The sequence below is a fragment of the Actinomycetaceae bacterium MB13-C1-2 genome (genome assembly GCA_035621235.1).
Lineage (GTDB): Bacteria > Actinomycetota > Actinomycetes > Actinomycetales > Actinomycetaceae > Scrofimicrobium.
Genome location: CP141731.1, coordinates 1713750 through 1738224 on the forward strand (window position 1 = coordinate 1713750; position 24475 = coordinate 1738224).

General features: G+C 56.1%; 20 protein-coding genes. 14 read left to right on the top strand and 6 right to left on the bottom strand.

All coding sequences use genetic code 11. The features are described 5' to 3' along the window. Positions 1–7: 7 nt before the first annotated feature. The 6 genes from U6G28_07480 to U6G28_07505 all read left to right on the top strand — a co-directional run bounded on the left by U6G28_07480 (position 8) and on the right by U6G28_07505 (position 6199). The gene (locus U6G28_07480) at positions 8–907 is read left to right on the top strand and encodes a ribokinase (protein ID WRS29368.1); all 900 of its coding nucleotides are present in this window, start codon (positions 8–10) and stop codon (positions 905–907) included. Between the two features lie 75 nt (positions 908–982). Next, the gene (locus U6G28_07485; protein WRS29369.1) at positions 983–1981 is read left to right on the top strand and encodes a LacI family DNA-binding transcriptional regulator; all 999 of its coding nucleotides are present in this window, start codon (positions 983–985) and stop codon (positions 1979–1981) included. A 44-nt stretch (positions 1982–2025) separates the two neighbouring features. After that, on the top strand, positions 2026–2445 hold the full coding sequence (locus U6G28_07490; GenBank protein ID WRS31214.1) for an RbsD/FucU domain-containing protein: 420 nt from the start codon (positions 2026–2028) through the stop codon (positions 2443–2445). 452 nt (positions 2446–2897) lie between these two features. Next, positions 2898–4277, top strand: coding sequence for an extracellular solute-binding protein (locus U6G28_07495; protein ID WRS29370.1), 1380 nt, complete (start codon positions 2898–2900; stop codon positions 4275–4277). Between the two features lie 64 nt (positions 4278–4341). Next, a complete protein-coding gene (locus U6G28_07500) occupies positions 4342–5307 on the top strand; it encodes a sugar ABC transporter permease (GenBank protein WRS29371.1) in 966 nt (321 codons plus the stop codon). Between the two features lies 1 nt (position 5308). Beyond that, positions 5309–6199 carry a carbohydrate ABC transporter permease gene (locus tag U6G28_07505; GenBank protein WRS29372.1) on the top strand — a complete coding sequence of 297 codons (891 nt, stop codon included), beginning with the start codon at positions 5309–5311 and terminating at the stop codon, positions 6197–6199. 284 nt (positions 6200–6483) lie between these two features. On the opposite strand, the gene U6G28_07510 is transcribed toward U6G28_07505, so the two are convergent. The 4 genes from U6G28_07510 to U6G28_07525 form a co-directional block, all read right to left on the bottom strand. Further along, positions 6484–6657 (bottom strand): hypothetical protein, encoded by a 174-nt coding sequence (locus tag U6G28_07510; protein WRS29373.1) that lies wholly within the window; start codon positions 6655–6657, stop codon positions 6484–6486. Further along, positions 6654–6920 carry a hypothetical protein gene (locus U6G28_07515; protein ID WRS29374.1) on the bottom strand — a complete coding sequence of 89 codons (267 nt, stop codon included), beginning with the start codon at positions 6918–6920 and terminating at the stop codon, positions 6654–6656. Before U6G28_07515 ends, U6G28_07510 begins: the two co-directional genes overlap by 4 nt. A gap of 331 nt (positions 6921–7251) precedes the next feature. Continuing rightward, positions 7252–8889, bottom strand: coding sequence for a hypothetical protein (locus U6G28_07520; GenBank protein ID WRS29375.1), 1638 nt, complete (start codon positions 8887–8889; stop codon positions 7252–7254). Positions 8890–8906: 17 nt separating this feature from the next. Next, positions 8907–10043 (bottom strand): glycoside hydrolase family 172 protein, encoded by a 1137-nt coding sequence (locus tag U6G28_07525; protein ID WRS29376.1) that lies wholly within the window; start codon positions 10041–10043, stop codon positions 8907–8909. A gap of 237 nt (positions 10044–10280) precedes the next feature. Between U6G28_07525 and U6G28_07530 the strand changes: the two genes are divergently transcribed. After that, a complete protein-coding gene (locus U6G28_07530; GenBank protein ID WRS29377.1) occupies positions 10281–12866 on the top strand; it encodes a GH116 family glycosyl-hydrolase in 2586 nt (861 codons plus the stop codon). A gap of 508 nt (positions 12867–13374) precedes the next feature. Continuing rightward, positions 13375–14742, top strand: a complete 1368-nt coding sequence (locus tag U6G28_07535) for an extracellular solute-binding protein (protein ID WRS29378.1) — start codon at positions 13375–13377, stop codon at positions 14740–14742. Positions 14743–14935: 193 nt separating this feature from the next. Here U6G28_07535 and U6G28_07540 read toward each other — a convergent pair whose 3' ends face one another. Next, positions 14936–16063 (bottom strand): DUF4185 domain-containing protein, encoded by a 1128-nt coding sequence (locus tag U6G28_07540; GenBank protein WRS29379.1) that lies wholly within the window; start codon positions 16061–16063, stop codon positions 14936–14938. A 258-nt stretch (positions 16064–16321) separates the two neighbouring features. Here U6G28_07540 and U6G28_07545 point away from each other — a divergent pair, with 258 nt between their 5' ends. Further along, positions 16322–17320 (top strand): LacI family DNA-binding transcriptional regulator, encoded by a 999-nt coding sequence (locus tag U6G28_07545; protein ID WRS29380.1) that lies wholly within the window; start codon positions 16322–16324, stop codon positions 17318–17320. Positions 17321–17574: 254 nt separating this feature from the next. Here the strand turns inward: U6G28_07545 and rpsT are convergent, their stop codons facing one another. Then, a complete protein-coding gene (rpsT, locus tag U6G28_07550; protein ID WRS29381.1) occupies positions 17575–17835 on the bottom strand; it encodes a 30S ribosomal protein S20 in 261 nt (86 codons plus the stop codon). A 353-nt stretch (positions 17836–18188) separates the two neighbouring features. On the opposite strand from rpsT, the gene lepA reads away from it, so the two are divergent. The 5 genes from lepA (at position 18189) to U6G28_07575 (ending at position 24468) form a co-directional block, all read left to right on the top strand. Further along, complete coding sequence (gene lepA, locus U6G28_07555; GenBank protein ID WRS29382.1) at positions 18189–20057, top strand: translation elongation factor 4; 1869 nt, start codon at positions 18189–18191, stop codon at positions 20055–20057. Beyond that, the gene (gene trmB / locus U6G28_07560; GenBank protein ID WRS29383.1) at positions 20054–20953 is read left to right on the top strand and encodes a tRNA (guanosine(46)-N7)-methyltransferase TrmB; all 900 of its coding nucleotides are present in this window, start codon (positions 20054–20056) and stop codon (positions 20951–20953) included. The genes lepA and trmB overlap by 4 nt, the downstream gene beginning before the upstream one ends. A gap of 9 nt (positions 20954–20962) precedes the next feature. After that, a complete protein-coding gene (hemW, locus tag U6G28_07565) occupies positions 20963–22180 on the top strand; it encodes a radical SAM family heme chaperone HemW (protein ID WRS29384.1) in 1218 nt (405 codons plus the stop codon). A 96-nt stretch (positions 22181–22276) separates the two neighbouring features. Continuing rightward, positions 22277–23350, top strand: coding sequence for a heat-inducible transcriptional repressor HrcA (gene hrcA / locus U6G28_07570; protein WRS29385.1), 1074 nt, complete (start codon positions 22277–22279; stop codon positions 23348–23350). Next, positions 23347–24468 (top strand): J domain-containing protein, encoded by a 1122-nt coding sequence (locus U6G28_07575; protein WRS29386.1) that lies wholly within the window; start codon positions 23347–23349, stop codon positions 24466–24468. The genes hrcA and U6G28_07575 overlap by 4 nt, the downstream gene beginning before the upstream one ends. Positions 24469–24475 lie beyond the last annotated feature (7 nt).

Genomic DNA, 24475 nt, shown 5'->3' on the forward strand with positions numbered 1-24475 from the left:
CATACAGGTGAAAACGGTAGCCGTTGTTGGCACATTCATGATGGATCTCGTTGCGCGAGCTCCTCGTCGGCCATTGCCGGGCGAAACGATCGTCGGCTCAGACTTCTATGTGTCTGAGGGAGGTAAGGGATTCAACCAGGCCGTTGCTGCGGCGCGCGCCGGGGCACCTACCGCGATGATCGGAGCGCTCGGCGAAGATGACTATGGACGCCAGTTCTTGTCATTTCTTGAACGAGAGGGAATCGACACGGAAGGGGTTCTAGTTACCGGAACGGGGACAGGTGTTGGACTTCCGGTGATAGTCAATGACGGCGGCAATTCCATTGTGATCGTCCGACGGGCGAACGAGGCAGTAACCGCTGAGATGGTGCGTGAGTCTTTAGATGCGCTAGACGACGTGGGTGTTGTAGTTGGGCAGCTCGAACTAGATGTTCTGACCAGTACGGCAGCAGCCGAGTGGGCAGCACAGCACGGGGCGATATTCCTGCTAAATCCCGCTCCGATGTGCCCAATCCCTCCTGAACTGTTGAGAAACACCTCAGTCCTTACGCCGAACGAGGTTGAGCTTGAGGAGCTTTCTCGGCAGGTCTTTGGTGAGGTACTGGGTACCGAAGATACTGTCAGTCGACTCGCGAGCGAGTTCGAAGTGTCGGTGGTGGCAACGCTAGGGTCAAAGGGTGCGTTGGTGGCCGAGCGAAATGCCCCCGCGGTTCTGGTAGAGGCCCCAGTCGTTAAGGCAGTGGACACCGTTGGTGCGGGCGATACCTTCTGCGGCTATCTCGCGGCGGGTCTAGCACGAGGCGAGAGCCTGTCTGAAGCCGCTCCTCGCGCCTGTGCGGCAGCCTCATTGTCCGTGACGCGACAGGGAAGTGCGGTATCGGTACCGCGCCTTGATGAGCTGCTCTAGTGAGATACTTCAAGATGATGTAGATCCATAGACTCCGGTGATGCCGAGGGTCCAAGACGAGTCAGGAACTATCACATGGGAGATCGGATCACTGTCCAGGACGTTGCAAGGCGGGCGAAGGTGTCTGCGGCTACAGTCTCGCGAGTCTTCAATGGGGTCTCGAGTGTTGACTCCGACATGGCAAAGAGAGTACGCAAGGCCGCTTCTGACCTTTCATACGTGCCGAATCCGTATGGACGAGCCCTCAGACGCCAGCAAAGCGACATCTGGACCGTCATCGTCTCCGACCTTCAGAATCCGTTCTATACGAGGCTGGTAGCGGACATAGAGTCGATCGGAAAAGAGCAGGGGTTTTCGGTCATGCTCGCTACTTCTGACGAGGATCTTGAGAAAGAGCGTCGCCATATCGAGGTCGCCCTTTCTCAGCAGATGGCGGGGGTGGTCATCTCTCCGTCGTCTGAGTCTCAGACCGACCTGACCGCGCTTATGAACGCTGGAATCCCGGTGGTGGTCGTTGACCGCCATATCTCCGGGTACACCGGCGCGTCAGTTATGGTCGACAACGTTCAGGTGGGAACCTTGGCGGCTGAGCATTTGCTTGAGTGCGGCTACACGACCCCCGCGGTCATAACCTCTTCCAAGGATGTCTCCTCGGCACACGATAGAAGCAGAGGGTTCGTTGATACTCTGCGGGCGGCGGGAGTTCCGGTTCCGAGTGAGAGGATCTACACCACCGATCTTCGCTACGATTCTGGGCGCGAAACCATGCTTCGGATGTTGGAAGAGCATCCGGAGATCGATTCGCTCTTCACAGTCAATGGCCCCCTGACTGCGGCGGCTTTCACGGTATTCAAGGATGAGAAAATTGCAGTTCCAGAGTCCGTCGCGCTCGTTGGCGTTGATGACGATCAATGGACTGCGATGGTCACGCCAGCAGTGACTGTTGTTCGGCAACCGGTCTCGGATGTGGGCCGCATCGCCGGAGAACTATTGAGTCAAGCTAACGGGCTGAAAAGCCTCGCCGGCGCAAAGGTTGTGCTCAGTCCCGAGTTGGTCGTCAGAGAGTCCATGTAGACGGATTCCATGGCGATAATTCCGGTGAACAAGAAAAGGTGGAAATGCTAAAGGGAATAAATCCGCTTATAGGACCCGATCTGCTCCAAGCTCTTGCAGCCATGGGGCATGGCGACCAGATAGTCATCGCAGATAGGAACTTTCCGTCTCATCGGATAGGAGAGCGCGTTGTAGAACTGCGCGGTCATGATGCGCCCACTGTGGTGGCAGCGATATGCGAACTGTTGCCGTTGGACCTGAGCGTCAAGCAACCCGTTCTCCGAATGAAGACAGCTGATGGTGGTACTCCCGAGGTTCATGCTGAGGTGGTGGAGCTGGTGGATGCGCTTCTTGAAGAGGGTCAGAGCGTCGGTGAAGTCGAACGCTTTGACTTCTATGATCAGGCTGAACAGGCCTACCTTGTTGTAGTTACTGGCGAAACCCGTCCGTATGGAGACTTCATTCTGACAAAGGGCGTCATCTAGCTCAGATGCGTCTTGCTGTGGCCGTTCCGCTCGCACCGACCGCAGCCAAACTCCTGCCTTTCAGTCTTCAGGACTCTCATTGTGACCTTCCACTCGGGTCGACTCAGAATGCCCTGCAACCGATTACTCGAAGAGGACTGTGCTCTCTGGGGATTGTCAGGATTCAGGTTTGGAAAAGCGGACCAAATTCCGTAATCAAAACGTAATCTTTAGTTCTTAGAGGGGGCGAAATCCCCTCTATTACGCGAGTTTACTCCAGCGCTGTCGCCAAAGCGGTTGAGAGGGTAGTGTGTACAACAAAGATCGCTGTTGCGCGGGAAATCGATTTCCGATAGTCTCGAAATATCCGGGCGGGACCATCCGCTCCGGCCGTCGAAGGGGACGATAATATCGGACCTTCGCACGGAGTCCGCAGCGATTCACAGGAGAGTCGAGCCCTATAGGAGGGATTAATGCAAACAGGAAAGCGCCGATTCGCTTCGGTGGCAGCGGTGGCTTCAGTCACGGCATTGCTACTGAGCGCGTGTAGTGGTGGAAGTGGTGGTCAGTCCCAGTCGACCGACGAGGGGACCGCTGCTCCTGACAGTGGTGACAAGGTAACCATTGAGTTCTGGCATCGCACGTTTACCCCCGTTGAAAACGAGTGGTACACGCAGATCGTTGAGGACTTCAATAACTCACAAGACGAAATTTTCGTAAATGACACTGAGATCCCTGCCGATGCTTGGGATCAACGCATGAAGGCTGCCCAGGCTGCAGGTAATGCTCCCGACGTCTACACACATGCTGGTTCCATACAGGATGCGGTAAATGCGGGACAGCTTCATGAACTGAACGGTATTGTTTCTGACGATGCTCTGGGTCAAATCATTGACTCGGCTCTGCCGGTTTCTGCTATCGGAGACAAGTTCTATGCCTATCCGCTCTTGCTTGAGCCTCAGACCGTCTTGTTCTGGAACAAGGACATGCTTGAAGCGGCTGGGCTTGACCCGGAGGTTGGGCCCTCGACCTGGCAGGATCTGATGGACGCTTGCGCGGCCATCAAGCCGACGCTCGCCGCGGGCCAGTTCTGTATTTCGCCCGCCGGTGATGCACCGACATTCGCTTGGTCAACTGTCGGACAGCAATACAATTTCTCTGGTCACACCGCTCTGAATGACACATGGACAGAGCCGAACATCAACGATCAGGGTTACAAGGATCTCATGGACTCATACAAGGCTCTTTGGGACAACGACTATATGCCGAAGCAGCCGCTTGGACCGTACGTTGAGGGACGCGAGTTCGGCGAAGAGAAGGTAGCTTTCAAGGTATCTGGGTCGTGGATGATGTCTGAGATCGGATCGGACTTCCCGGATGTGCTTGGTCGCACAGGCATCGGAGCCTTCCCGAACTCACCGAATGCTGACGGTCGTACCGCCACAACTATGGGCAACTTCAAGTGGGTTGTGGATGCGAAAGCTAAGAATGCCGAAGCAGCCGGAAAATTCCTAGAATGGGCGATTGCCGGCGATCCCGCTAATCTGGTTCCGTTCTTCGTGGAGACTCAGTTCACCAAGGTCCCGGTTCGTATGTCGGTGCAGGAGGCAGTATCTGCGGATGCGGCAGCTGATGATGCTCCATGGTCCGCAATCGTCATGAATGACATTGCGCCAACCGCTATTCCCGAACCAAGTTACCCATGGGATGTCTCGCTTGCAGTGGGAACTGCGATCGAGAAGGTAATGAAGGGTGCAGCTTCGACAGACGAAGCGATCAAGACCGCTGAGGACGAGATCCGCGTGGTGATTGAACGCGAAAACCTGCCGGAGAAGGCGCCGTCAGAAGGTTAGTTAGTGGGGTCCGGGGTGCGAATCGCCCCGGACCCTTCCTTCTGCCAACACGAGGAGAGCAAGGGTGAGCACTAGAGACGTCATGACTCTCGAGCAAGAGGGCATAATCGGCACGATGGAGAAGCCGCCAAAAGCCGGTCGAAAAATGAAAAGATCCAAGGCACGATCATCTGGGGTTATGCCTTATCTGATGGTCTTGCCAGCACTGGTAATGCTAGGAATCTTCGTGATCTGGCCAGCCGTCTATGCGGGCTTCTTATCGTTCCACGACTGGAGTTTCTATAAGGACCCCGCGTTCGTGGGCTTTAGGAACTACGCAAACGTTCTCAAGGACCCACTGTTCTGGGCGGCTGTGCGCAGAGGCTTCATTTTTGTTGCCATGACGGTACCAGTAATGCTGGTGCTTGCTTTCCTGTTCTCGTCGTTGGTGGTTAGTGTCTCTCGTCGCTTCGCCTCGGTCCTAAAGGTGAGCATATATATACCGACAATCATCTCTGCAGTTATCGCCTCGATAATCTTCGTCCTTATTTACGATTACTCTGGTGGTCTTCTAAATGCGCTACTGGGAGTTTTCGGAGTGGATCCGGTCGCGTGGATCGGAGATCCACGCTGGGCCCTCTTCGCGATAGCTGTTCCGGCCATCTGGCTCGGTATGGGGTTAACGTCCTTGATCATGGTTGCCGGAATGATCGACATCCCACAAGAGTTCTACGAAGCGGCTTCGATGGAGGGTGCCAACTGGTGGCAAAAGACCTTCTATATAACCCTTCCCCAGATGAAAAACATACTTCTTTATCTGCTGATCACGGGATTCGTTTCGGCCATCCAGCAGTATGAGCTTCCGCTGGTTATGACCGGAGGAGGTCCACTGGACTCCACGACGACACCGAACCTGTTTATCTTCAACCACTTCCGCAATGACATGAACGTCGGCTACTCGATAGCCGCAGCCCTGTTGTTGTTCGTCGTTTTGGGCAGTATCTCGGCGCTGGTATTCAAGTTCGTCAACTCGGAAAGGTTGGTTGATTAGCATGGCGCAGACAACGCTTCCGCCCAGTGCGGACCTTGAGAACACATCCGCGAAGACGAAACATGACCGTGGTGGGGCCTGGTGGTTCTACACGATTGGCAAGGCCTTCTTTGGCTCAGTCTTTGTGGTCGTGGCGCTTTTTCCACTGGCCTGGATGGTCATAGCAGGATTCAAATCGAAGACAGAGGTCATATCTACCCCGTTTCAGTTCTTCCCGGAAGTGTGGAAGTGGGAGAACTACACCCAGATTCTCTCTGATCCGACGTTTATGAAGACGATGGGATGGACCTTCATGGGTGCGATCCTGTTTACTCTGCTGGCGCTTACAATCAACTCATTGGCTGCGTATGCTTTTGCTCGCCTCGATTTTAGGTTCAAGAGTGCTCTCTGGGTCATTGTCATCACGACGATGTTTATTCCCGGAATGACCATTCTATTGACTAGCTTCGTGGTGGTCTCCGACCTAGGAATGCTGGATTCATTGGCAGTACTGGTCCTTCCGGGTGCTGCCAGCGCGGCAACAATATTCTTTATCAGGCAGTTCTATCTGAGCATTCCCTCGTCTCTAGAAGAGGCGGCGATGCTAGATGGTTGTAGCCGTTTCCAGATTTTCTGGCGATTGTTCCTTCCACTGTCGAAAGCCCCGTTCGTCGTTATGGGAATTACCACTTTCCTTGCGTACTGGAACTCGTACGTCTGGCCCATCATGACGATCACCAATCCAGATATGTACGTGGTACAGCAGTATCTAGCGACCTTCCGATCCGAACGTTCAACAGAACTCGGCCTGCTGATGGCTGGATCTGTGCTCGCAGCCGCGCCGGTAATCATCCTGTTCTTAATCTTCCAGAAGCAGATCATTGGAAATATCAAGATGGCCGGATTGAAGTAACGCTTAGCCAAGAACTTGGTGGGTCCTCGAGGCAGTTATCTGGTCGCAGATAACTGCCTCGAAGCTGATTGGGACGGGCTTAGTCTGTCTATCGAATGATCCGAGGTTTGCCGCCGGGGCCGAAGAAATTCCTGCAGATTCCTTCGGCCTGGACGTTCGCCTTTCCCCAAAATAGTTCACGCGGTGAAGGACTAGGCATCCATTAGCAGTCCTTGGGTGAGTGCTTGGCGTGCGTGTTCACTGGTACCGGCCCCGTGTTCTCGGGCCTGTTTTTCTACTAGCTCCTATAGTGAGTTTGGTACCCGCAGGCTCTTAGTGGTCATTGGTTCGTTCTTGCGCCAGGATGGGGTCTCGCGGGTGAGGACAGAGTCCGGGAACCCGGCCTCGGCTTCATCAGTCCAACGCATCACGTCTTCATCGGTGAACTCGACGCCGTTTGCACCAACATAAGTCTTCATCTTGCCTCCCTCGTTTCCTTCTCGAATCCTGCCGTTAGATAGTTCGCGTGGATAATCATTACTTCGTCATCAGCTAGCTCCACTGCCACCAGTTCTAAGGCTCGCCCTGTTGGGTCGAAACAGATGCTTCCCCATCGGGATGGTTCTCTGTCCACGTCGCGTTCACGGATCCGCGTCACCAGTCTTGCTTCTAGGAGCGAATACCGAAGAGCTTCCTCGGTGAACCCTCGCTTCAAACCGTTCGGGTGAAAAGAGATCCGCACACACTCGCTCTAACGCAATACGTAAACGTAATACATGCCCGTATTGCGTGTTAGCTGAATTGTCGTTTCCAGAACCCCGGTTTTTGGTCTTCAGGAGCCAACCTCCCGGCAGGATTATCCGAGTGGATTGGAGTGGCTTCCATTTCCTGGACGCGAGAGAGCTTTGCGGCGATGACCGCGCGAGCTCAAGCCTCACACCCGATCATTGGAACCCGCTGTTTCACCGGGTTCCAACCGAGGGTTCGGACCTGTTCGATTCGCCGAGCTGCAATGGTGGTCATAAGGGACCAGAGTCAGTGCCAGGAGTGCCGACAGGTAGATTGACCAGTGTTTAGCTACCTGTATGGTCTAGCCAGACCTCCAGTTCAGTCACCGACGTGAACTGAGCGTCCCCTCCCGGCTCTCCGATGATTCGGACTGCATCGGCACAGACTCTTGGGAACCGAAACTCGTACTCATCCCACTCCAGAGCCGTGTAGTCATTCGGGTAAGAGGGGGAGACGCTCACGTCGTCGATTGTTCTCCACTGTCCGTCCGTGCGTATTTCGACTTGAGGACCTGTTCTAAACCAGCCACCCTGTGAGTCCTGAGGTCCCGGACAATAAATGATCCGATCGAAACAGCGCGGAGTCGGCCACTGGTATCCCCAGTAGTGAGAACCGTTGTTTGGGCCGTATGCAGAATCTTCACCGATGTCGCGACGACCGTCATTTAGCACTACAGTCTGACCTTCCCGAACCCGCGCGACCAACGGGTACGTGTCGGCATCGAGCGCAACATTGCGGGGGACGAAAGAAGACGGTCCTACATCATTCCCCAAGTCCTGCTTCAAAATGACTTTGCGCATCCCGTACGAATACGCCCGTCCACCCCTGGTAGAAGCAGGGGCGAACCAGTTGCTTTGCATCCACATCACGGTGCCGTCATCCGAGATGAACTTGGAGGGGATAGTGGGCGCATAACCACCGTGTTTGGCAATGGGAGATTTCGGACCTTGCCACGGAATGTGACCGTAATCGATAGAACCGATGTGATTCCATGGTCCCCACGGTCGTGGAGCTTCGTAGAACTCGTGTGTGAACTCACTCCACGAGCTATAGATATACCGCTGAAGGCCGGGGTTCCAAACCACGCCACCTTGCGCGACGCGCGTGTGGTCGCCACGACCACCGAAGCCGAGTGGCTCGGGGTACATGCGGGTCTGGTCCGTAAGCACGGGCATCTTGTCTTCTATGGATGAAGACCAAATCGGCTGGTCGCCGCTATCCCCGGCATAGAACTGCCACTTGCTACGATCTTGGATGGAATCAATCGGGACTTTTGCAAGGAAGAGCTCGGTTGGATCCGGTTGGATGCGAGAGTGAGAGGTTCTCCAGTTACCGTCCAGGCCGTATGCGTATGCCCACCTGTTCCCACGGTTTGACTGGCCCAGGTCTAGAAACATGATTGTTGTGAACCTGTGGTCGGTGAACATGGGTGTTTCGGCCCAGGACCATGTCTTACCGTAGTCATCGGAGCGCACGATCGTGGCCGTGGGTGCCTCGTCGAAAGCGTTGCCGACATCAGGACGCCGCAGGTCTTGGACCGCCAGATAGAGCTCGTCCTTTCCGTTTCCATCCCCGTCAGCCGCCAGCATTCCAGTAGGTTTCCTGTTGAATGAGACTGAGTCCCAAGTGGGGGCGATATCCTCGCCATCACTTAGTCGCTCTCCACTCAGGTCCGTTTCTGGACTACCGTCAATCCGATTCATGACGATATCGCTCCAACCGTGCCTAGCGAAGCCCGTGCCGTCGCCACATGCGGAATACAGGGCGCCGTCATCAGCCCAGGCCGATGGCCAGAGGTCTCCGTCGCTGTTGCTTGACACCGAGTTTGCCTGCTCGACGTGGAGAACTCTTACCTGCAGTGGAGAGTCATCGGGCGATACTGGGACCGAGTCAGACTCTAGGTCGCTAAAGGAGCTCATCATTAGGCTTTCTGGCGCCGTTACGATTGCGGCTCGCGTGGGGGAGTCGCCCCAACATCGGGTACGGGTCCGGCACCTAAATGGACCTCCAAGTCGTCGGCGCTGGGCGTTCTTGGGCGTCGAGCCGTCGGTCGGTCTAAATAGAACATTGCAGTCGAGGCGATGTCGTCCCTAAGCGGCAAGTACCTCCAGCCACTACGCCAGCCAAGTGCCTGAATGTCGACCCTTGGGACTCCCTTTGAGAAGTTGATCGGATCCTGGATGTGGAAACGGTACATACCGAATCGTTGTTGGGATACGTACAGGCCGTCCGGTCGGATGACCTGAGGCATACCCAGATACGGAGTAGAGAAGGTTGTGTAGCCGTCCCCAGGAACATCGAAGTTCCAGGCGCCTCCGAAGTAGTCCTCTGTTCCAGTCCCACAAATTGTTGGATAGTCGGTGTCATCGTCGAGGTAGAACTTGATCTCGCCTTCGCCCCACCAACCGTTGGAGTTGCTACCCCACGCAATGTAGGTGCCGACATACTGCCCGTGCCCCTCTACACCTTCGAGAATCACATGGGGAGTCAACTCCTCTAACGGATTCGACCGACGCCACTGGGAGTGGAAATACCCCTCGTTCGAGTAGTCGCCTCCCAGTTCGTATGTGATTTGATAGTAAATCCGAACGTCCACTGTCGATGTGTTCTCGATCGTCAACCGTGCGCTCTCTTGAAAAGGCATGGGCCAATACGAGTTGAATCCACCGTTTGGGTTGGCCGCAATCGGCTGCGAGTCCACTTGAGCAAAGACGCCCCATCCGTTGCAGAAAAAGTCGCCGTAGGGAACCTCTACAGCGGGTTCACTTGCTCCGTCCCAGAATGCCCGAAGAATAAGTGTGCGCCAGTTGTCGGTGTGGGTGGTCATCCAGATGTGGGTGATCTTGCCGGCAGTCGTAATATTGGCCAGTTCGAATGTCTCTCCAGGCTTGATATCCACGCTAGGAGAGATCTTCCAACCGGTCCCAAGATCGCGGGCACAATCAGCTCCGGTTCCTTCGGTCGCCATCCCCCCTTTTCCGGGGGACCCGTCGAAGTTCTCGGGCGAAATCGAGCGCGTCTGCACATTTCGAAGCGCACTGATAGCCGACAAACCGCTTCCAAGAGGTTCTGCCATAGTCATATACCTTCTACTAGTCGGAGCACATCTCTGTGCTTATTTCGATGCGAAAGCAGACCCACAAAAGGTGGGTAATCGATTTCAATAAGTTATCATCGACTTCAGATAGGTGTCAAAGGTCCTGACAGCTAAAGAAGGCTTCGGGACATAATCGTCGGCTCATATATGAGAAATCGATTTCTATTACTACCAATTAAGATAGTGTTCTCTTCAACGTTCAGGAGGGTTTCAACGGTGGACAATCACGAGCCATATTCCGATGTTTATAGCACCAGTAGCAAGAGCGACACAGATACGTGGCGGGTTCGGCGCCGTTCCAGGGGAATTCCACATACCAGCGAAGCTACCGCGTTTCCTCTCGGAGGCATTGGGACCGGGAACGTGTCGATCGGAGCGCGAGGCGAATTGCGTGACTGGGAGCTCGAGAATCACCAGGACAAGGGGCGCGATAACCCGTATAGTTTTTTCTCAATTTTCGTAAAACCGGAAGGGGAACAACCGATCACCCGGGTGTTGGAGGCCCGTCGAACCGGTCGGCTAGATCGTGACATCGGATTCTCATTTGATCAGACGGCAGGACTCCCACGTTTGGAGTCAGCGACGCTTTTTGGTGAGTATCCAGTTGTTGAGGTCGACTTTGACGACGATGAACTTCCCGTGATTGTTACTCTGCGCGCGTTTACTCCTTTGGTGCCACTTGATGCCGACCGTTCGGGCGTTCCGGGCGCGGTTCTGAGATATTCAGTCACGAATCCGGGGCGGCTCCCTGTTGACGTTACGGTTGCTGGCTCGATGAGCCACACGGCGGGACGCGGGGATGGACCGTTTGGCATGCGTGCCAAACAGAGTGTCAGGTTTCGGGAACAAGGCAATATTCGCGGGCTAGATTTCGGAGTCGACTTGCCCGAGGATGATTTTGGGTATGGAACACTGAGCCTTACCACCACCGCGGACGAAATAACGGTTAAGCCGCAGTGGGTTACGGGCTTTTGGCCCGATGGTTCTCGGCTGTTCTGGGATGACCTCAGCGATGATGGGATGTTGGATGCGGAACCCAGGCTGACACTTGAGGACAGGCCAAGAGGTCTGTTTGGAGCTAACGTGCCCCCAGGGCCGATGTCGGAAGAAGACCTGTTCGATCATCTTCCGCGTATCCGTACTGGATCTCTTGGGATTCCAAAACGGCTTCTTCCGGGAGAGACAGCCGAGTTTGAATTTGTGCTCTCCTGGTGTTTCCCGAACAGGCATCGCGCTTGGCAAGGACACATGGGCCTTGAGAACACGAATGAGAACCAGGTGGTCAAGAACCACTACGCGACGCTCTGGCCCGAGGCATGGGCGGCGTCCGAGTATCTGCACGAGAATCTGGCAGAACTTGAGTCCATAACTGACAGCTACGTTGATTCGTTGTATGACTCAACGCTAGATCCCGCGATCATTGATGCCATCGGTGCAAACGTCGCGGCGCTTCGTTCCACCACCTGTTTCGTCGTCGAGAGTCCTAATCCCCAGATTGGGACGGGGCCGGTCTTTGCGGCGTGGGAGGGATCGTTCGATCACGGAGGCGCGTGTGAGGGAACGTGCACCCACGTGTGGTCATATGCTCAAACAGCCGCGTACCTGTTCCCGAGTCTCGAGCGTTCAGCGCGCCGAGTCGAGTTTTTACTTGAGACAGACGGTGAAGGGGCGCAGAAGTTTCGGACGAATCGCGTCTTCGGTGGACCGCCCTGGTATATGACTCCGGCTGTTGATGGGCAGTTGGGAACGTTCCTCCGGTTGTATCGCGAGTGGAAGTTCAGCGGGGATGACGACTTCCTTAAGGAACTTTGGCCGGCCGCCGTTTCGAGTCTTGAGTATGCGACCACCACGTGGGATAGAAATGGTGATGGTTTGCTGGACGGCGAGTTGCACAACACCTACGACATAGAGTTTTACGGTATCGATCCGCTCGCAAACGGAATTTACCTGGCGGCGCTGCGATCCGGTGAGCAGATGGCCGGATACCTTGGGGAGCGGGAGCTTGCAGCACGGTGGCACTCGCTCGCGGCAACGGTTGCCGAGCAGATGGATACCGTGCTCTGGAATGGAGCTTGGTATCGGCAAGTTCTGGATGACGTCGACGAACACAGATATCAGTACGGCGAAGGAGTCCTATCTGACCAACTCCTGGGGCAGTACCATGCCTATGTCACCGGGCTAGGCGAGATCCTTCCTAGGGAACGTGTGCGATCGGCTCTTCGCTCGATCTTCCAGCACAACTTCCGCACGGACCTCAGTCACCATGAGAGTACACAACGCGTTTACGCTCTTAACGATGAGGGCGGGTTGCTTTTGGCGTCCTGGCCGACAGGTGGACGTCCAAGAATTCCCTTCATCTACTCCGATGAAGTATGGACCGGTATCGAACACCAAGTCGCTGCGTCACTCGCCTTTGCTGACTTGACGGACGAAGCCGTGAAGATCGAGCAATCCTTGCGCGCAAGATACGACGGGAGCTCGCGTAGTCCGTGGTGCGAGATTGAGTGGGGGAATCATTACGCGCGGTCGTTGGCGTCTTGGTCTTTGCTCCTCGCATTCACGGGAACCCAGTGGGATGCTCCAAGCAAAACTCTCAGTTTTGATCCCCGTGTCCCCCTCCCAATGAAGGCACTCTTCACGACGGGAGATGGTTGGGGAAGTGTCACTATTGAGGAGAATCGTCTCATTGTCCGCTTGCTTGGGGGCAGATTGGACGTGAAGGATGTCCGATTCCGAGGTAGTCGAGCAGGGGGACCACTAGTACTAGAGGAGGGAGACGAGGCCGTTATCGATCTCGCATAGGGCAACCTAGAGGTCCGCTATCTGGGCACATCACAATGACGCGTCACTCTCGAGCCTTGGACCGCCGTGGTAAGGCTGCTACTTGTCCGCACCATAGTGTTACGGCCGTCGGATGTCGGATCGTCGGTTCGGGCACGAAGCGGTTTTGGGTTTTCTTCGCAGCGAATATGGGAGAAGGCACAGGGGCCGGCAGCTGCGAACGAACTGGCGGGTTAGACATATCCTCCCGCTACGTAGATTGAGGGTTGCCTGATCTTCTGTTGTGTATCAGCGTGCCCGGCGACTCGCCATCAACCTCTGAAATTGATTTCACAGAAATGCCAGAAAAGCGCATCTACGAGCTGCGATCGTTACATTATTGATACGGGAAAACAGCTTGGATCCCTTGATCGTTAGCATGACCTGCCTCATACTCAGAGTGAAATCGATTTCGCATATCGCGAGTCGGTTGTCAACGGTGACGTCTAACAAGAGCATCGCCAGTCCTAGAAACAAATGAGGAAATCTAGTGAAAAATACGATCACACGAATATCCCTTGCAAGTGCGGCGGCTTTGACATTGCTTCTCATGTCGGCCTGCGGATCGAGCCCCAGTCAGTCGGGAGAAACCGGAGAGAGTTCATCTGAGTCCGGCACCGATGGTTCAGGAGCCGCTTGCGACACCGTAAGTTTCTGGCAAAACCAGTTCCAGCCGGAAGACAATGCGTGGTTCAAGGAGGCGGTTGACAAGTACAACGCCTCACAGGATCAGATAAAGGTGGAACTCACCGTTGTCCCAGGCGACGCGTGGGAGCAGAAGCTGAAAGCAGCCCAGGCTGCCGGAAGCGCACCAGACATGTACACAATGAACTATTCGGCAGTGCCAATGAACGCACGAAACGGTGCACTGGCTCCTATTACGGAGTACATCTCAGAGGATTCTTGGGCCGACCTCGACACCAGGTTCCTGGATGCGGTTACTGTGGGCGACTCACAGTTTGCCTACCCGCTCTACTACGAGCCAAGTGCACTTTATATGTACAGAACGGACCTCTTTGAGAAGGCGGGCCTGGGCCCTGATTCTGTGCCCACGACATATGACGAACTGATCGAGACGGGCCGAACCCTCAAAGATGAACTCCCAGGGGTGGTTCCTTACCAGATGGCTCAAAACGCAACTGAGTTGGCCTGGTCAACTTGGGGTGCACAACAAGGTAACGCCGGCCATCTACCGATATCTGAGGATTGGTCAGAGGCGCTTGCAAACGACCCCGCCTATCTTCCGTTGTTCGACTTACTCCAGACAATGTATTCAGACGGTACGTTGGCAAAGCAGGCCTTGTCCGCGTACGGAGATCTGACCCCGCTTGCCGAGGGGAAGCTTGCGAGTATGACAACAGGTTCATGGGCGCTCAACCAGTTGCTTGTCGACTACCCAGATCAGGTGAAGAACATAGCGGTTACCCCGATGGCTACCGTCGATGGCGATCCGGCCCGCACGACTGCGACTCTCGGCGGTTGGACGGTAGGCGTCGACTCAAAGTCTGAATGCGTGGCGGAAGCCGCCGAGGCTATTGGCTACATGCTGGGTGGAGATCCGAGTCTGGCAAAGGATTACTTCGTTAAGACTAAGTACACAAAGCTCTCACCCAGGACCAGCGTTTCGGAAGACTTAGCCGATGACCCAGAACGGTCTGAGAATCCCTTCTACGATGTACTCGCCGGATCGACCAAGACCGCCATTCTGGAGCCAACCTATGACTGGCAGGTATCCATGGCATTTGGTACTGCGCTTGAAAAAGCCATGTTTGGCGAGGATTCTGTGAACGCTCAGAACCAGGCACAAACAGAGATCGAACGGCTCATTAAGGATCTGGATCTTCCAGCCACGCGCTAGCTTTTGGATTGCTCGCTGCGAGTCCGAACTACCTAACACACTGATTGGGTGGCGGTTCTAAGTTAGAACCGCCACCCAATCTGGTTTCAGCTATTGCGCCGGGGCAGTGAAGGTGTTTCATGCCTTTAGGCGTGGTCCAAAGAAGCAGTAGGCACCTTTCACCGCGCCTCAGAACGGAGAGGCGGGTGAGGGCCTAGTCGATGGATAGAGTCACTGGTCTTAGGCCAAACCAATATGAGGACATTCCTGCGGGCGCACATGGGCAGACGTTGGACTGAATCCAAATGTCTAGGCCGTCCTCTGACATGAACTTTGAAGGAGCAGTTACCCCATACCCGCCGTAGCTATCTGTTGTCCACGGGTATAGGCCGAAGTCTTCTGATTGGAATAGAGTCCACGGACCCCAGGGTTCGGGTGCCTCATAGAACTCAAACGTATGTTCCGTCCAAGACGTATAGAGGTAGCGGTCTAGTGCTGGAAGGTAAAGGACTCCTCCCTGCGACAGCACTGACATTCCGTTTCCTGCGTCTCCCTGGTGGACTCTTCGTTCGTCTACCAGAACCGGCCGCTTTTCGTTGATGTCCGAGGTCCAGGTGGGCTCCTTCGCTCCGGCTTCGCCGGCAAAAAACTCCCATTTGGCCCTGTCCTGTACGGAATCTACCGGGACCCGTGCGAGGAAAAGCTCGGTTGGATCCGGCACGATCTCGGTATATGAGGTTCGCCAGTTTCCGTCAAGGCCGAAGGCGTAGGCGTATTCGGAATCTGGGGCATTCGTGGAATCCTGACCGTAGTCCGCAAACCAAATTGTGGTGAATGTGTGGTCGTCAAACATCGGAGTGGACGTGTCCCAACTCCACGTCTCACCGTGGTCATCGCTGCGTGCAATCGTGGCGGCAGGAGCTTCATTGAAGTCGAGTGCCAGGTCCTCGACTGCCACATATATGGATCCATTCACGCAGAGCATGCCAGTTGGCTTCCGCGTATAGTCGCCGCCACTCCAAACCTGGCTCAGTTGATCGCCAACGGCCAGCGTTTCACCGGAGAGATTGTTCTCCTCGGGAGACCCGGTAATCCGATTCATTACGACATCGGCGGTCTGGAATCCGAATCCCGCCCCATCGCCGTTGGCGGCGTAAAGGTTTCCATCGTCCGACCAACAATTGGCCCACAGATCGCCGTCAGACACGCCGACTTCGGTAACGACTGGCGCAATTTCCGCGGAGGTAAGGGCGTGCGTAGACGTTGAAGAACATCCTGTTAGTCCGGCAATAACTATGCAGGAGATAGCTGCCACTACCTGATTCTCGCGTGTTGTTCTCACTATGCCGTCCTCCATTGGCTAGGCGTTTACCCCACTAGTTGCTAGGAGGCAGAAAGCGATCTCCAGTCCCACAGATTTCAGTGGCGAACACGCCACTGCGATTCACTCGGGTCGATAACTACGACAATGACTATCGACAGCGGCATGGTTTTGTCGTCATTGCAGGCGGTGAACCCCATTTGCAGATGATGAAATCGATTTCAATAAGCTAACATTAGGCGCAGCCCATGTCAATGATCTCAAGGCAAGGCGGTTCGCATGGCCACCATTTATGATGTCGCTCGTCTTGCTAAGGTCTCACCGGCCACGGTTTCGCGGGTCTTTAACGGGATCGGGGCGTCCAAAGAAAAGACTGATGCTGTTCGTAAAGCGGCAAAAGAACTCCGATTCACCCCAAACCGCTCAGCACGTTCCCTGCGGCGGCAGAAATCAGAGATTCTTACTCTGGTCATCCCAGACATCGAGAATCCCTACTTTACTGAAGTTGCCCGAGGCGTTGAGGATGTTGCGCAGGAGGCGGGTTATTCATTGATGTTGTGCAACACGGATGGCGACCCGGAGAAAGAGGAACGGTACCTGCAAGTAGCCATTTCCGAACACATCGCGGGTGTGATTATTGCCTGTGCCGGTCCGATGACGAACCTTGACGACGCTCTTGCTGCGGGACGTCAGATCGTGGCTGTTGACCGTGGTAGCTCTTACGACATTGATGAGGTCATCATGGCGAATACCAAAGCGGGTAGAGTCGCCACCGAAGACCTTGTGAGAAAGGGCTGCAAACGTATTGCTTGTATTACGGGGCCGCGCGAGCTGGATACGGCGTACGAACGTGCTGAGGGATGGAAGGCTGTAATGGGGCAGCATTTCCCTGACCTAGATCTCGACCCTCTGCTGCACTATTCGACTTTCCGCGTTGCCGATGGGAGGCGTTGTGCCGAGTTGCTAATGGCAATGCCGGAACCTCCAGATGCGATAGTCGCGGCAAATAACCTTCTTGGGGTTGGGGCCATCCAGGTCTTGAGCGAGATGGGAATGGCCCCGCCAAAGATTGGCGTCTCAGTTATAGGTACCCTTCCGTTCACTACCCTGTCTCCAAGCGCCGTCACCGTTGTCAGACTTCCTGGTCGACAGATGGGAGAGACGGCGGCCAAGATGTTGCTGGAGCGAATCTCCGGAGACCGGCAACCTGCGCGCACAGTTGTGCTCCGTAACGAGGTCAAATCTGCAGGTCGACCAATAAATGGCACGAGTGGATGATAGACGTAAGCGGAGCAGCATAGGGGGCGTCGTAGAAGCCCTGTCCGAGGCCCCTGGTGTCTTATTGGCCCAAACCGAGACTTCGTTGAAAACACGGGACAGAAATGCCATCCCGGCAACGCCCGGTGTCCTATATGCCCAGGATCCCGCATCGTCGGAGTTCATTCGCAATTGCAAAAGCTCCCGCACCTTTACTCATAGAGTTCTGTGCGGGAGCTTCTGAACACTTCAGAATGCGCGGTGTTACCGTTGCACTACATTGCGTTGACGCGCTTAGCCAGCTTCGACTTACGGTTGGCCGCCTGGTTCCTGTGAATAACACCCTTAGAAACCGCGACATCTAGCTTGCGAGAGGTCTTCTTCAGACTCTCCTCAGCCAGTTCCTTGTCGCCAGCCTGGGCTGCTTCACGGGTCTTACGGACCATTGTCTTCAGTTCAGACTTAACCGCCTGGTTGCGCACACGACGCTTCTCGTTCGTCTTGATGCGCTTCTTCTGTGACTTGATGTTCGCCACTCAGACTCTCCTCATAAATATGCAAATAACGGGTCGATGAGGGGTTAGGTTCAGCCAGGACTAGGCGTGGGGACACCCGCAAACGGCTTTAGCCTGACACCACGCTCGACCGGGCGTGGAGTCCAATGGTCAAGAGTAGCAGGGAGACTAATGCCCTCGGAGGCCGAAAGTTGCCAAATCGTGTGCGTTTCGACTCACGGCAACCATATTCTCCCCGGACGACCCGCAGTTCAGACCCCATCCCATCAGTGTTACGCCCGGTCAGACCAGTGATGGCGGCGCCGGTAACTGTGAAGCCGCCGACCAGCTTTCGAAAACCCGTACTGATCGTGGCAAACTTGCAAGGTTGAAACATGTTGGAGGTCCCCTTGTCTGCATCCCAGGTAACGCCCGGAGTAAACCTACCCGGAAACACGCCTGAAACGAGCATTCGTAACTTCAGCATCATTGCCCATATTGACCACGGCAAGTCGACGCTAGCTGATCGAATGCTCCAGTTGACCGGAATCGTGGGCTCGCGTGAGATGCGCGCGCAGTACCTAGACCGTATGGACATTGAGCGCGAACGAGGAATCACCATCAAAAGCCAGGCTGTTCGCATGCCCTGGACCGTGGACGGCGAGACGTACGTCCTCAACATGATCGACACGCCGGGCCACGTCGACTTCACGTACGAGGTGTCCCGTTCCCTCGCCGCCTGCGAAGGCGCGGTTCTTTTGGTTGATGCAGCGCAGGGGATCGAGGCTCAGACCTTGGCGAACCTCTACCTTGCGATGGAAAACGATCTGGTAGTCGTTCCGGTCCTGAACAAGATTGACCTTCCCGGGGCGCAGCCCGAGAAGTTTGCCGAAGAAATTGCTTCACTGATCGGGGTGGAACCGGAGGACATTCTCAGAGTCTCTGGAAAGACCGGCGACGGAGTTCCTGAGCTTCTCGACCGACTGGTTCGAGAGATCCCCGCGCCGTCGGGCGAGCCCGACGGTCCTGCTCGCGCTGAGATCTTTGATTCCGTCTATGACTCTTACCGCGGAGTCGTCACCTATGTTCGTGTGGTCGATGGTCACCTCAGTAAACGTGAGCGCGTCAAAATGATGTCTTCAGGCGCCTCGTACGAACTCCTTGAACTCGGAGTGATGTCGCCGGAACCGACCCCGGCCGATGGTCTCGGTGCCGGGGAGGTAGGTTACCTAATCACCGGCGTCAAGGACGTCCGCAAGTCGCGTGTTGGTGACACAGTAACCACCACGGTCCATTCGGCCACTGAGGCTCTTCCCGGATATCGTGACCCCCAGCCGATGGTGTTCTCGGGTGTCTACCCTGTTGATGGGTCGGATTTTCCCGATCTGCGCGAAGCCCTAACCAAGCTTCAACTGAACGACGCTGCACTCACTTTCGAACCGGAGACTTCTGTCGCCCTGGGGTTCGGATTTCGTTGCGGTTTCCTTGGCTTGCTTCACCTCGAAATCGTCCGTGAGCGACTTGAGCGCGAGTTCAACCTTGATCTAATTGCTACCGCCCCGAACGTTGTCTATCACGTGCAGAGCGAGGACGGTACCATCAGGCGGGTCGACAATCCCTCTGAGTTCCCCGACGGAAAGATAAAGGAAGTTCGCGAGCCGGTTGTTTCCGCGACCATCTTGACGCCGACCGACTATGTCGGTTCTGTCATGGAACTGTGCCAAGAACGTCGCGGCACAATGCTGGGAATGGACTACCTTTCCACCGACCGTGTCGAGTTGCGCTACACGCTTCCCCTCGCCGAGATTGTTTTCGACTTCTTCGATCACCTGAAGTCACGTACTAGGGGGTACGCCTCTCTCGACTACCACGAGTCTGGTGACCAGGCGGCAGACCTGGTGAAGGTCGACGTGCTGTTGAACGGTGAACAAGTAGACGCCTTCTCCGCCATCGTGCACAAGGATGCTGCATACGCATACGGCGTGCGGATGACAAAACGGCTAAAGGAACTGATTCCAAGACAACAGTTCGAAATCCCGGTTCAAGCGGCAGTTGGTTCAAGGATCATTGCCCGCGAGACTATTAAGGCGCTTCGCAAGGACATGCTGGCAAAATGCTACGGCGGCGACATAACTCGTAAGAGGAAACTGCTCGAAAAGCAGAAGGAAGGTAAAAAACGGATGAAGTCAATCGGCCGGGTTGACGTTCCGCAGGAAGCCTTCATCGCCGCGCTGACGGCGGACGCTCCGACGGGAAAGAAGTGAGCGAACACAGTAGTGACGAACAAAGTCAGGGGAGCGAAGGAGTCGAGTTCAGGAACGCTGAGTTTATGGCTCGAACCAAGTCATTCACCCGGCGCTCGCGGGACCTGAAGCCTGCACTGGAACGCGCTTTCGCGAAGCACAGGGATAAGTACGTAATCGAGGTTCCTCGTGACGTCGGTCTGACGACCGCTCACCCTGACTTCAGATTGAGTCCGACTGAAGTGTTCGGTCGTGAAGCACCCCTCGTGGTCGAGGTCGGGTCGGGTCGTGGAGAGCAGATGCTCACCGCTGCGGCATCAAATCCCGAGCGAGACTATCTGGCATTCGAGGTTTGGGTTCCCGGCTTGGCTCGGCTTACCGCAAAGGCTGGGGAAGCCGGACTCACGAACATCCGGGTGATTGAGGCAGACGCTCAACTTGCCCTGAAATCGATATTGGATGAGGCAACTGTTAGTGAACTATGGACCTTCTTCCCCGACCCCTGGCGAAAATCCCGCCACCACAAGCGTCGACTGGTCTCGGATGACTTCGCCGAGACGGTGGCCCGAGTTCTGGAGGATGGCGGCCTGTGGAGACTGGCCACGGACTGGGAGAACTACGCAGGCCAGATGCTCGGGGTGCTAAGCCGCGCAGAGGAACTCGAGAACCCGTACGAGCTTGAATCTGTCGCACTTCAGGACGCGGTGCGAGAGGCTGGGCATTCAATCGGGCAGTCAACTGGGATCGATAGAACACAGTGCGCGGCTCAGGGCACAGTCCAGGTTCCGGCCCCGCAGACCGGCGGATTCTCTCCCCGATTCGATGGGCGGGTATTCACCCATTTTGAGGAGCGCGGGGCCAAGGCAGGTCGTCCCGCGTGGGATTTGGTCGCCGTTCGACTGCCCAGGACGCCGTAGGAGCCGGAGATGGCAGCCTTTCCTGAAGGCAGTACGTGGCCCCTCGACGGGTCGCTTGACCTCGACCTGGCTGAACCGGTCGCGCACCGCCCGTTTGCTGTCTACGTTCACGTCCCGTTTTGTACCGTCCGTTGCGGGTACTGTGATTTCAACACCTATACCAAAGACTTCGGGCCGGGAGCCGACAGAGCCTCGTACACCGACTCTGTGGCAGCGGAGATCGAGATCTCCAGGCGAGTTCTCACTGAGGCTGAACTTCTTCCCAGGCCGATTGAGAGTATTTTCTTTGGCGGCGGGACTCCCTCCCTGCTAGAGCCTTCAGCGATCGGTGAGATAATCACCCGCCTTGATGACACCTTCGGTGTCACTGCCGGTGCCGAGATCACCCTCGAGGTCAACCCCGAGACCGCGACTTATTCGCGTATGACGGGGTTCCAATCTGCCGGGGTGAATCGAGTGTCCGTCGGAATGCAATCGTCCGTCCCCAGGGTGCTGGACGTCCTCGACCGACAGCATCATCCCGCGAAAGTGACCGAGACGATTCAGATCTCGAAGGACTTAGGGCTGCGGAACTCAGTTGACCTCATCTACGGGGCACCAACCGAAACACTCGAAGAGTGGAAGAGGTCGGTCGAAGACGCCCTGACCTTGGAGCCGGACCACCTCAGTGCATACTCACTGATCGTTGAGCAGGGAACCAAGATGGCCGCCATGATCACCCGCGGAGAACTACCGCAGACCGACCCGGACCTGGACGCTGACAAGTACCGTTTGGCTGATCAAACATTGGCGACAGCAGGCTACCAGTGGTATGAAATCTCCAACTTCGCAAAGACCCCGAGTGACCGCTCCGTACACAACCTGGCCTACTGGCGTGACTGGGACTGGTGGGGGTACGGGCCGGGAGCACACTCCCATGTTGGGCGACAACGGTGGTGGAACGTCAAGCACCCCCTGGCGTATGCAGCCCGACTCGCCGAGGGCACCTCTCCCGGGCTAGAAGGGGAAGCTCTCACCGAGGAGGACCGCCGTACAGAACGCGTAATGCTCGGAATTAGGACCCTCGAGGGCTTGCCCGCCGGAGGAGTTCCTGCCGAGGTCGCGCATTCGCTCGTGGACGATGGATTGGTAGAAGCGGATCAACTTGAGCGCGGACGCCTCGTACTAACGTTGAACGGACGCCTACTTGCCGACCATGTGACGCGAATGATCCTGGGATGGCCGTAGCCAGGTTGTAGACTCGTAGTGCTGGCACTCGCGGGCTTCGAGTGCCACTGAGCCGTTTTGTACACGCACGATTTGATCGTCGAGGGGGTGAATCCGATGTCCGCAAGTGATCGCAGACTGCACGTTTTGCAGGCAATTGTCGTCGAGCACGTTCAGACCAACGAACCGGTTAGCTCCAAGGCTGTCGCTGAAGGGCACGTGACGGGAGTCTCTTCTGCCACGATCCGTGCCGATATGAGCGCACTTGAGCGCGATGGGTTCATCCAGCAGCCGCATACTTCTGCTGGGCGTGTTCCAACGGATGCCGGTTACCGCCGTTTTGTCGACGAGCTTCACGCTCCTGGGCCAATCAGCGAACAGTCCAGACGGCGTATTGAAAAGAACCTCGGTGAGGTGGACGCATACGAGGAACTGGTCGGGCGGGCAGTGCGACTCTTAGCCAGGCTAACTGGGCAAGCTGCTATCGCGGAGTATCCGGACCTCTCACTTGCAGGTATCCGTCAGATAGAGGTTATCGACCTGCTTGCCAGCCGACTTCTAGTTCTGGTGATCTCGACGACGGGGCGAATTGCCAAGCGGCAGATCGACCTGGGAGCCGACGTGGCCCTGACCGATGACTTAGTATCGGAGGTTTCCACGGCCCTGACCGAACTGAGCGAGGGGAAAACCGTCCGTGAAGTACGCGAAGAGCTAGAGCGCGTGGTCGACGTTGCAAGGCCTGAGTTGCGCGCGATCCTGGCGCCGGTTGCTGAGTCGGTGCGGGACATCCTTAGGCCGCTCGCTGTCTCCCGGTTCGCTACTTCAGGGGCCTCAAACCTGGCACGTGTTAGTGGAGGCTTCACAGACGTTGCCTCCGTTCTCGAGGTTCTTGAAGATCAGGCTTCCCTAGTAAGAGTGCTCGGCGAGGTTCACACAGAACCGCTGGACGTATCGATCGGAGCTGAAAACCGAGATGACCACCTTCACGAGGCATCGCTCGTCTCGGCTACTTATGAGGTGCCGGAGACAACTACAGTCCACGTCGGAATCCTCGGACCGACGCGCATGGACTATCCGCGTTCGCTGGCGGCTGTACAAGCTGTGTCGGAGCGGTTGACCGAACTACTGTTAGGGAAGCCGCAGTCTGAAGAACCGCAAGAAGAAGAGCCATCGAAAGAGGAAACCGCGTGAGGGACTACTACGAGGTCCTGGGCGTAAGTCGTGACGCGACCGTCGAGGAAATCCGTCGGTCATACCGTAAGAAGGCACGCGAACTGCACCCTGACTATGCCGGACCTGAGTCTGAGGAAGCGTTTAAAGAGCTCTCAGTCGCATACGAAACACTGTCCGATCCGAAGAAACGCCAGATGTACGATTTGCGTGGACCTGGTTCCTTCAATGGCGGAGGCGGAGGCGATCCGTTCGGTGGATCTTTCGGCTTCGCTGACCTTTTCGATGCGATGTTCTCGGGGAGCGGGTTTACTTCTGCGATGCCGCAACCCGCGACCGGCAGGCCGGGACGTGACACCAAGGTAGCGGTCGAGATCACCCTCGAGGAAGTAGTCTTCGGCACCGAGAAGCAGGTTATCTTGGACACCGCGATGGTCTGCGGTACCTGCAACGGCACCTGCTGTGCTCCCGGAACCTCGCCGATCATGTGTACCCAGTGCAACGGCACCGGTTCTGTTACCCGTATGCAGTCCTCCCTTCTAGGACCGATTCGGATGGCGGTTCCCTGCAGCAACTGTGATGGTCGAGGTCGTCTTATTCAGACTCCGTGTCCAGAGTGCTCGGGAGAGGGAAGAGTTCGCGCCACCAGAACCATCTCTGTTTCTGTTCCCTCCGGGGTCGAGAACGGAAGTCGAATCAAGCTTCGAGGACAGGGCGAGGCCGGTGCCCAGGGCGGCTCGAGCGGAGACCTCTACGTCGAGATCAGGGTAAAGTCCGACAAGCTGTTTTCGCGCCAGGGATTTGACCTGCACACCAGTGTCACCGTTCCAGTAACAACGGCCGCGCTCGGGGTTGTGTTCCCGCTGAGCACCTTCGACGGAGACCGCGACGTCGAGATTCATCCCGGCATCCAGCCCGGTGAGGAAGTGGTACTAAAGGGGCTCGGAATCACTCGACCGGGAGGTTCGACTCGCGGCAACCTGGTGGTTCACGTGGGGGTCGAGGTGCCGACAAAGCTGGATGACCGCTCGCGGGAACTCCTCGAAGAACTGGCAGCACACCGGGGTGAAGACACCGGAGAGCGTCCCAGGGCCAAGTCTTCGGTCTTTGGGCGAATCAAGGACGCGCTAGGCGCATAGGGACCCT

Coding starts and splice junctions, on each gene's coding strand:
- U6G28_07485 (WRS29369.1), top strand. CDS start 983: ATGGGAGATCGGATCACTGTCCAGGACGTTGCAAGGCGGGCGAAGGTG.
- U6G28_07490 (WRS31214.1), top strand. CDS start 2,026: ATGCTAAAGGGAATAAATCCGCTTATAGGACCCGATCTGCTCCAAGCT.
- U6G28_07495 (WRS29370.1), top strand. CDS start 2,898: ATGCAAACAGGAAAGCGCCGATTCGCTTCGGTGGCAGCGGTGGCTTCA.
- U6G28_07505 (WRS29372.1), top strand. CDS start 5,309: ATGGCGCAGACAACGCTTCCGCCCAGTGCGGACCTTGAGAACACATCC.
- U6G28_07510 (WRS29373.1), bottom strand. CDS start 6,657: ATGAAGACTTATGTTGGTGCAAACGGCGTCGAGTTCACCGATGAAGAC.
- U6G28_07520 (WRS29375.1), bottom strand. CDS start 8,889: ATGATGAGCTCCTTTAGCGACCTAGAGTCTGACTCGGTCCCAGTATCG.
- U6G28_07525 (WRS29376.1), bottom strand. CDS start 10,043: ATGGCAGAACCTCTTGGAAGCGGTTTGTCGGCTATCAGTGCGCTTCGA.
- U6G28_07545 (WRS29380.1), top strand. CDS start 16,322: ATGGCCACCATTTATGATGTCGCTCGTCTTGCTAAGGTCTCACCGGCC.
- lepA (WRS29382.1), top strand. CDS start 18,189: ATGTTGGAGGTCCCCTTGTCTGCATCCCAGGTAACGCCCGGAGTAAAC.
- hemW (WRS29384.1), top strand. CDS start 20,963: ATGGCAGCCTTTCCTGAAGGCAGTACGTGGCCCCTCGACGGGTCGCTT.
- hrcA (WRS29385.1), top strand. CDS start 22,277: ATGTCCGCAAGTGATCGCAGACTGCACGTTTTGCAGGCAATTGTCGTC.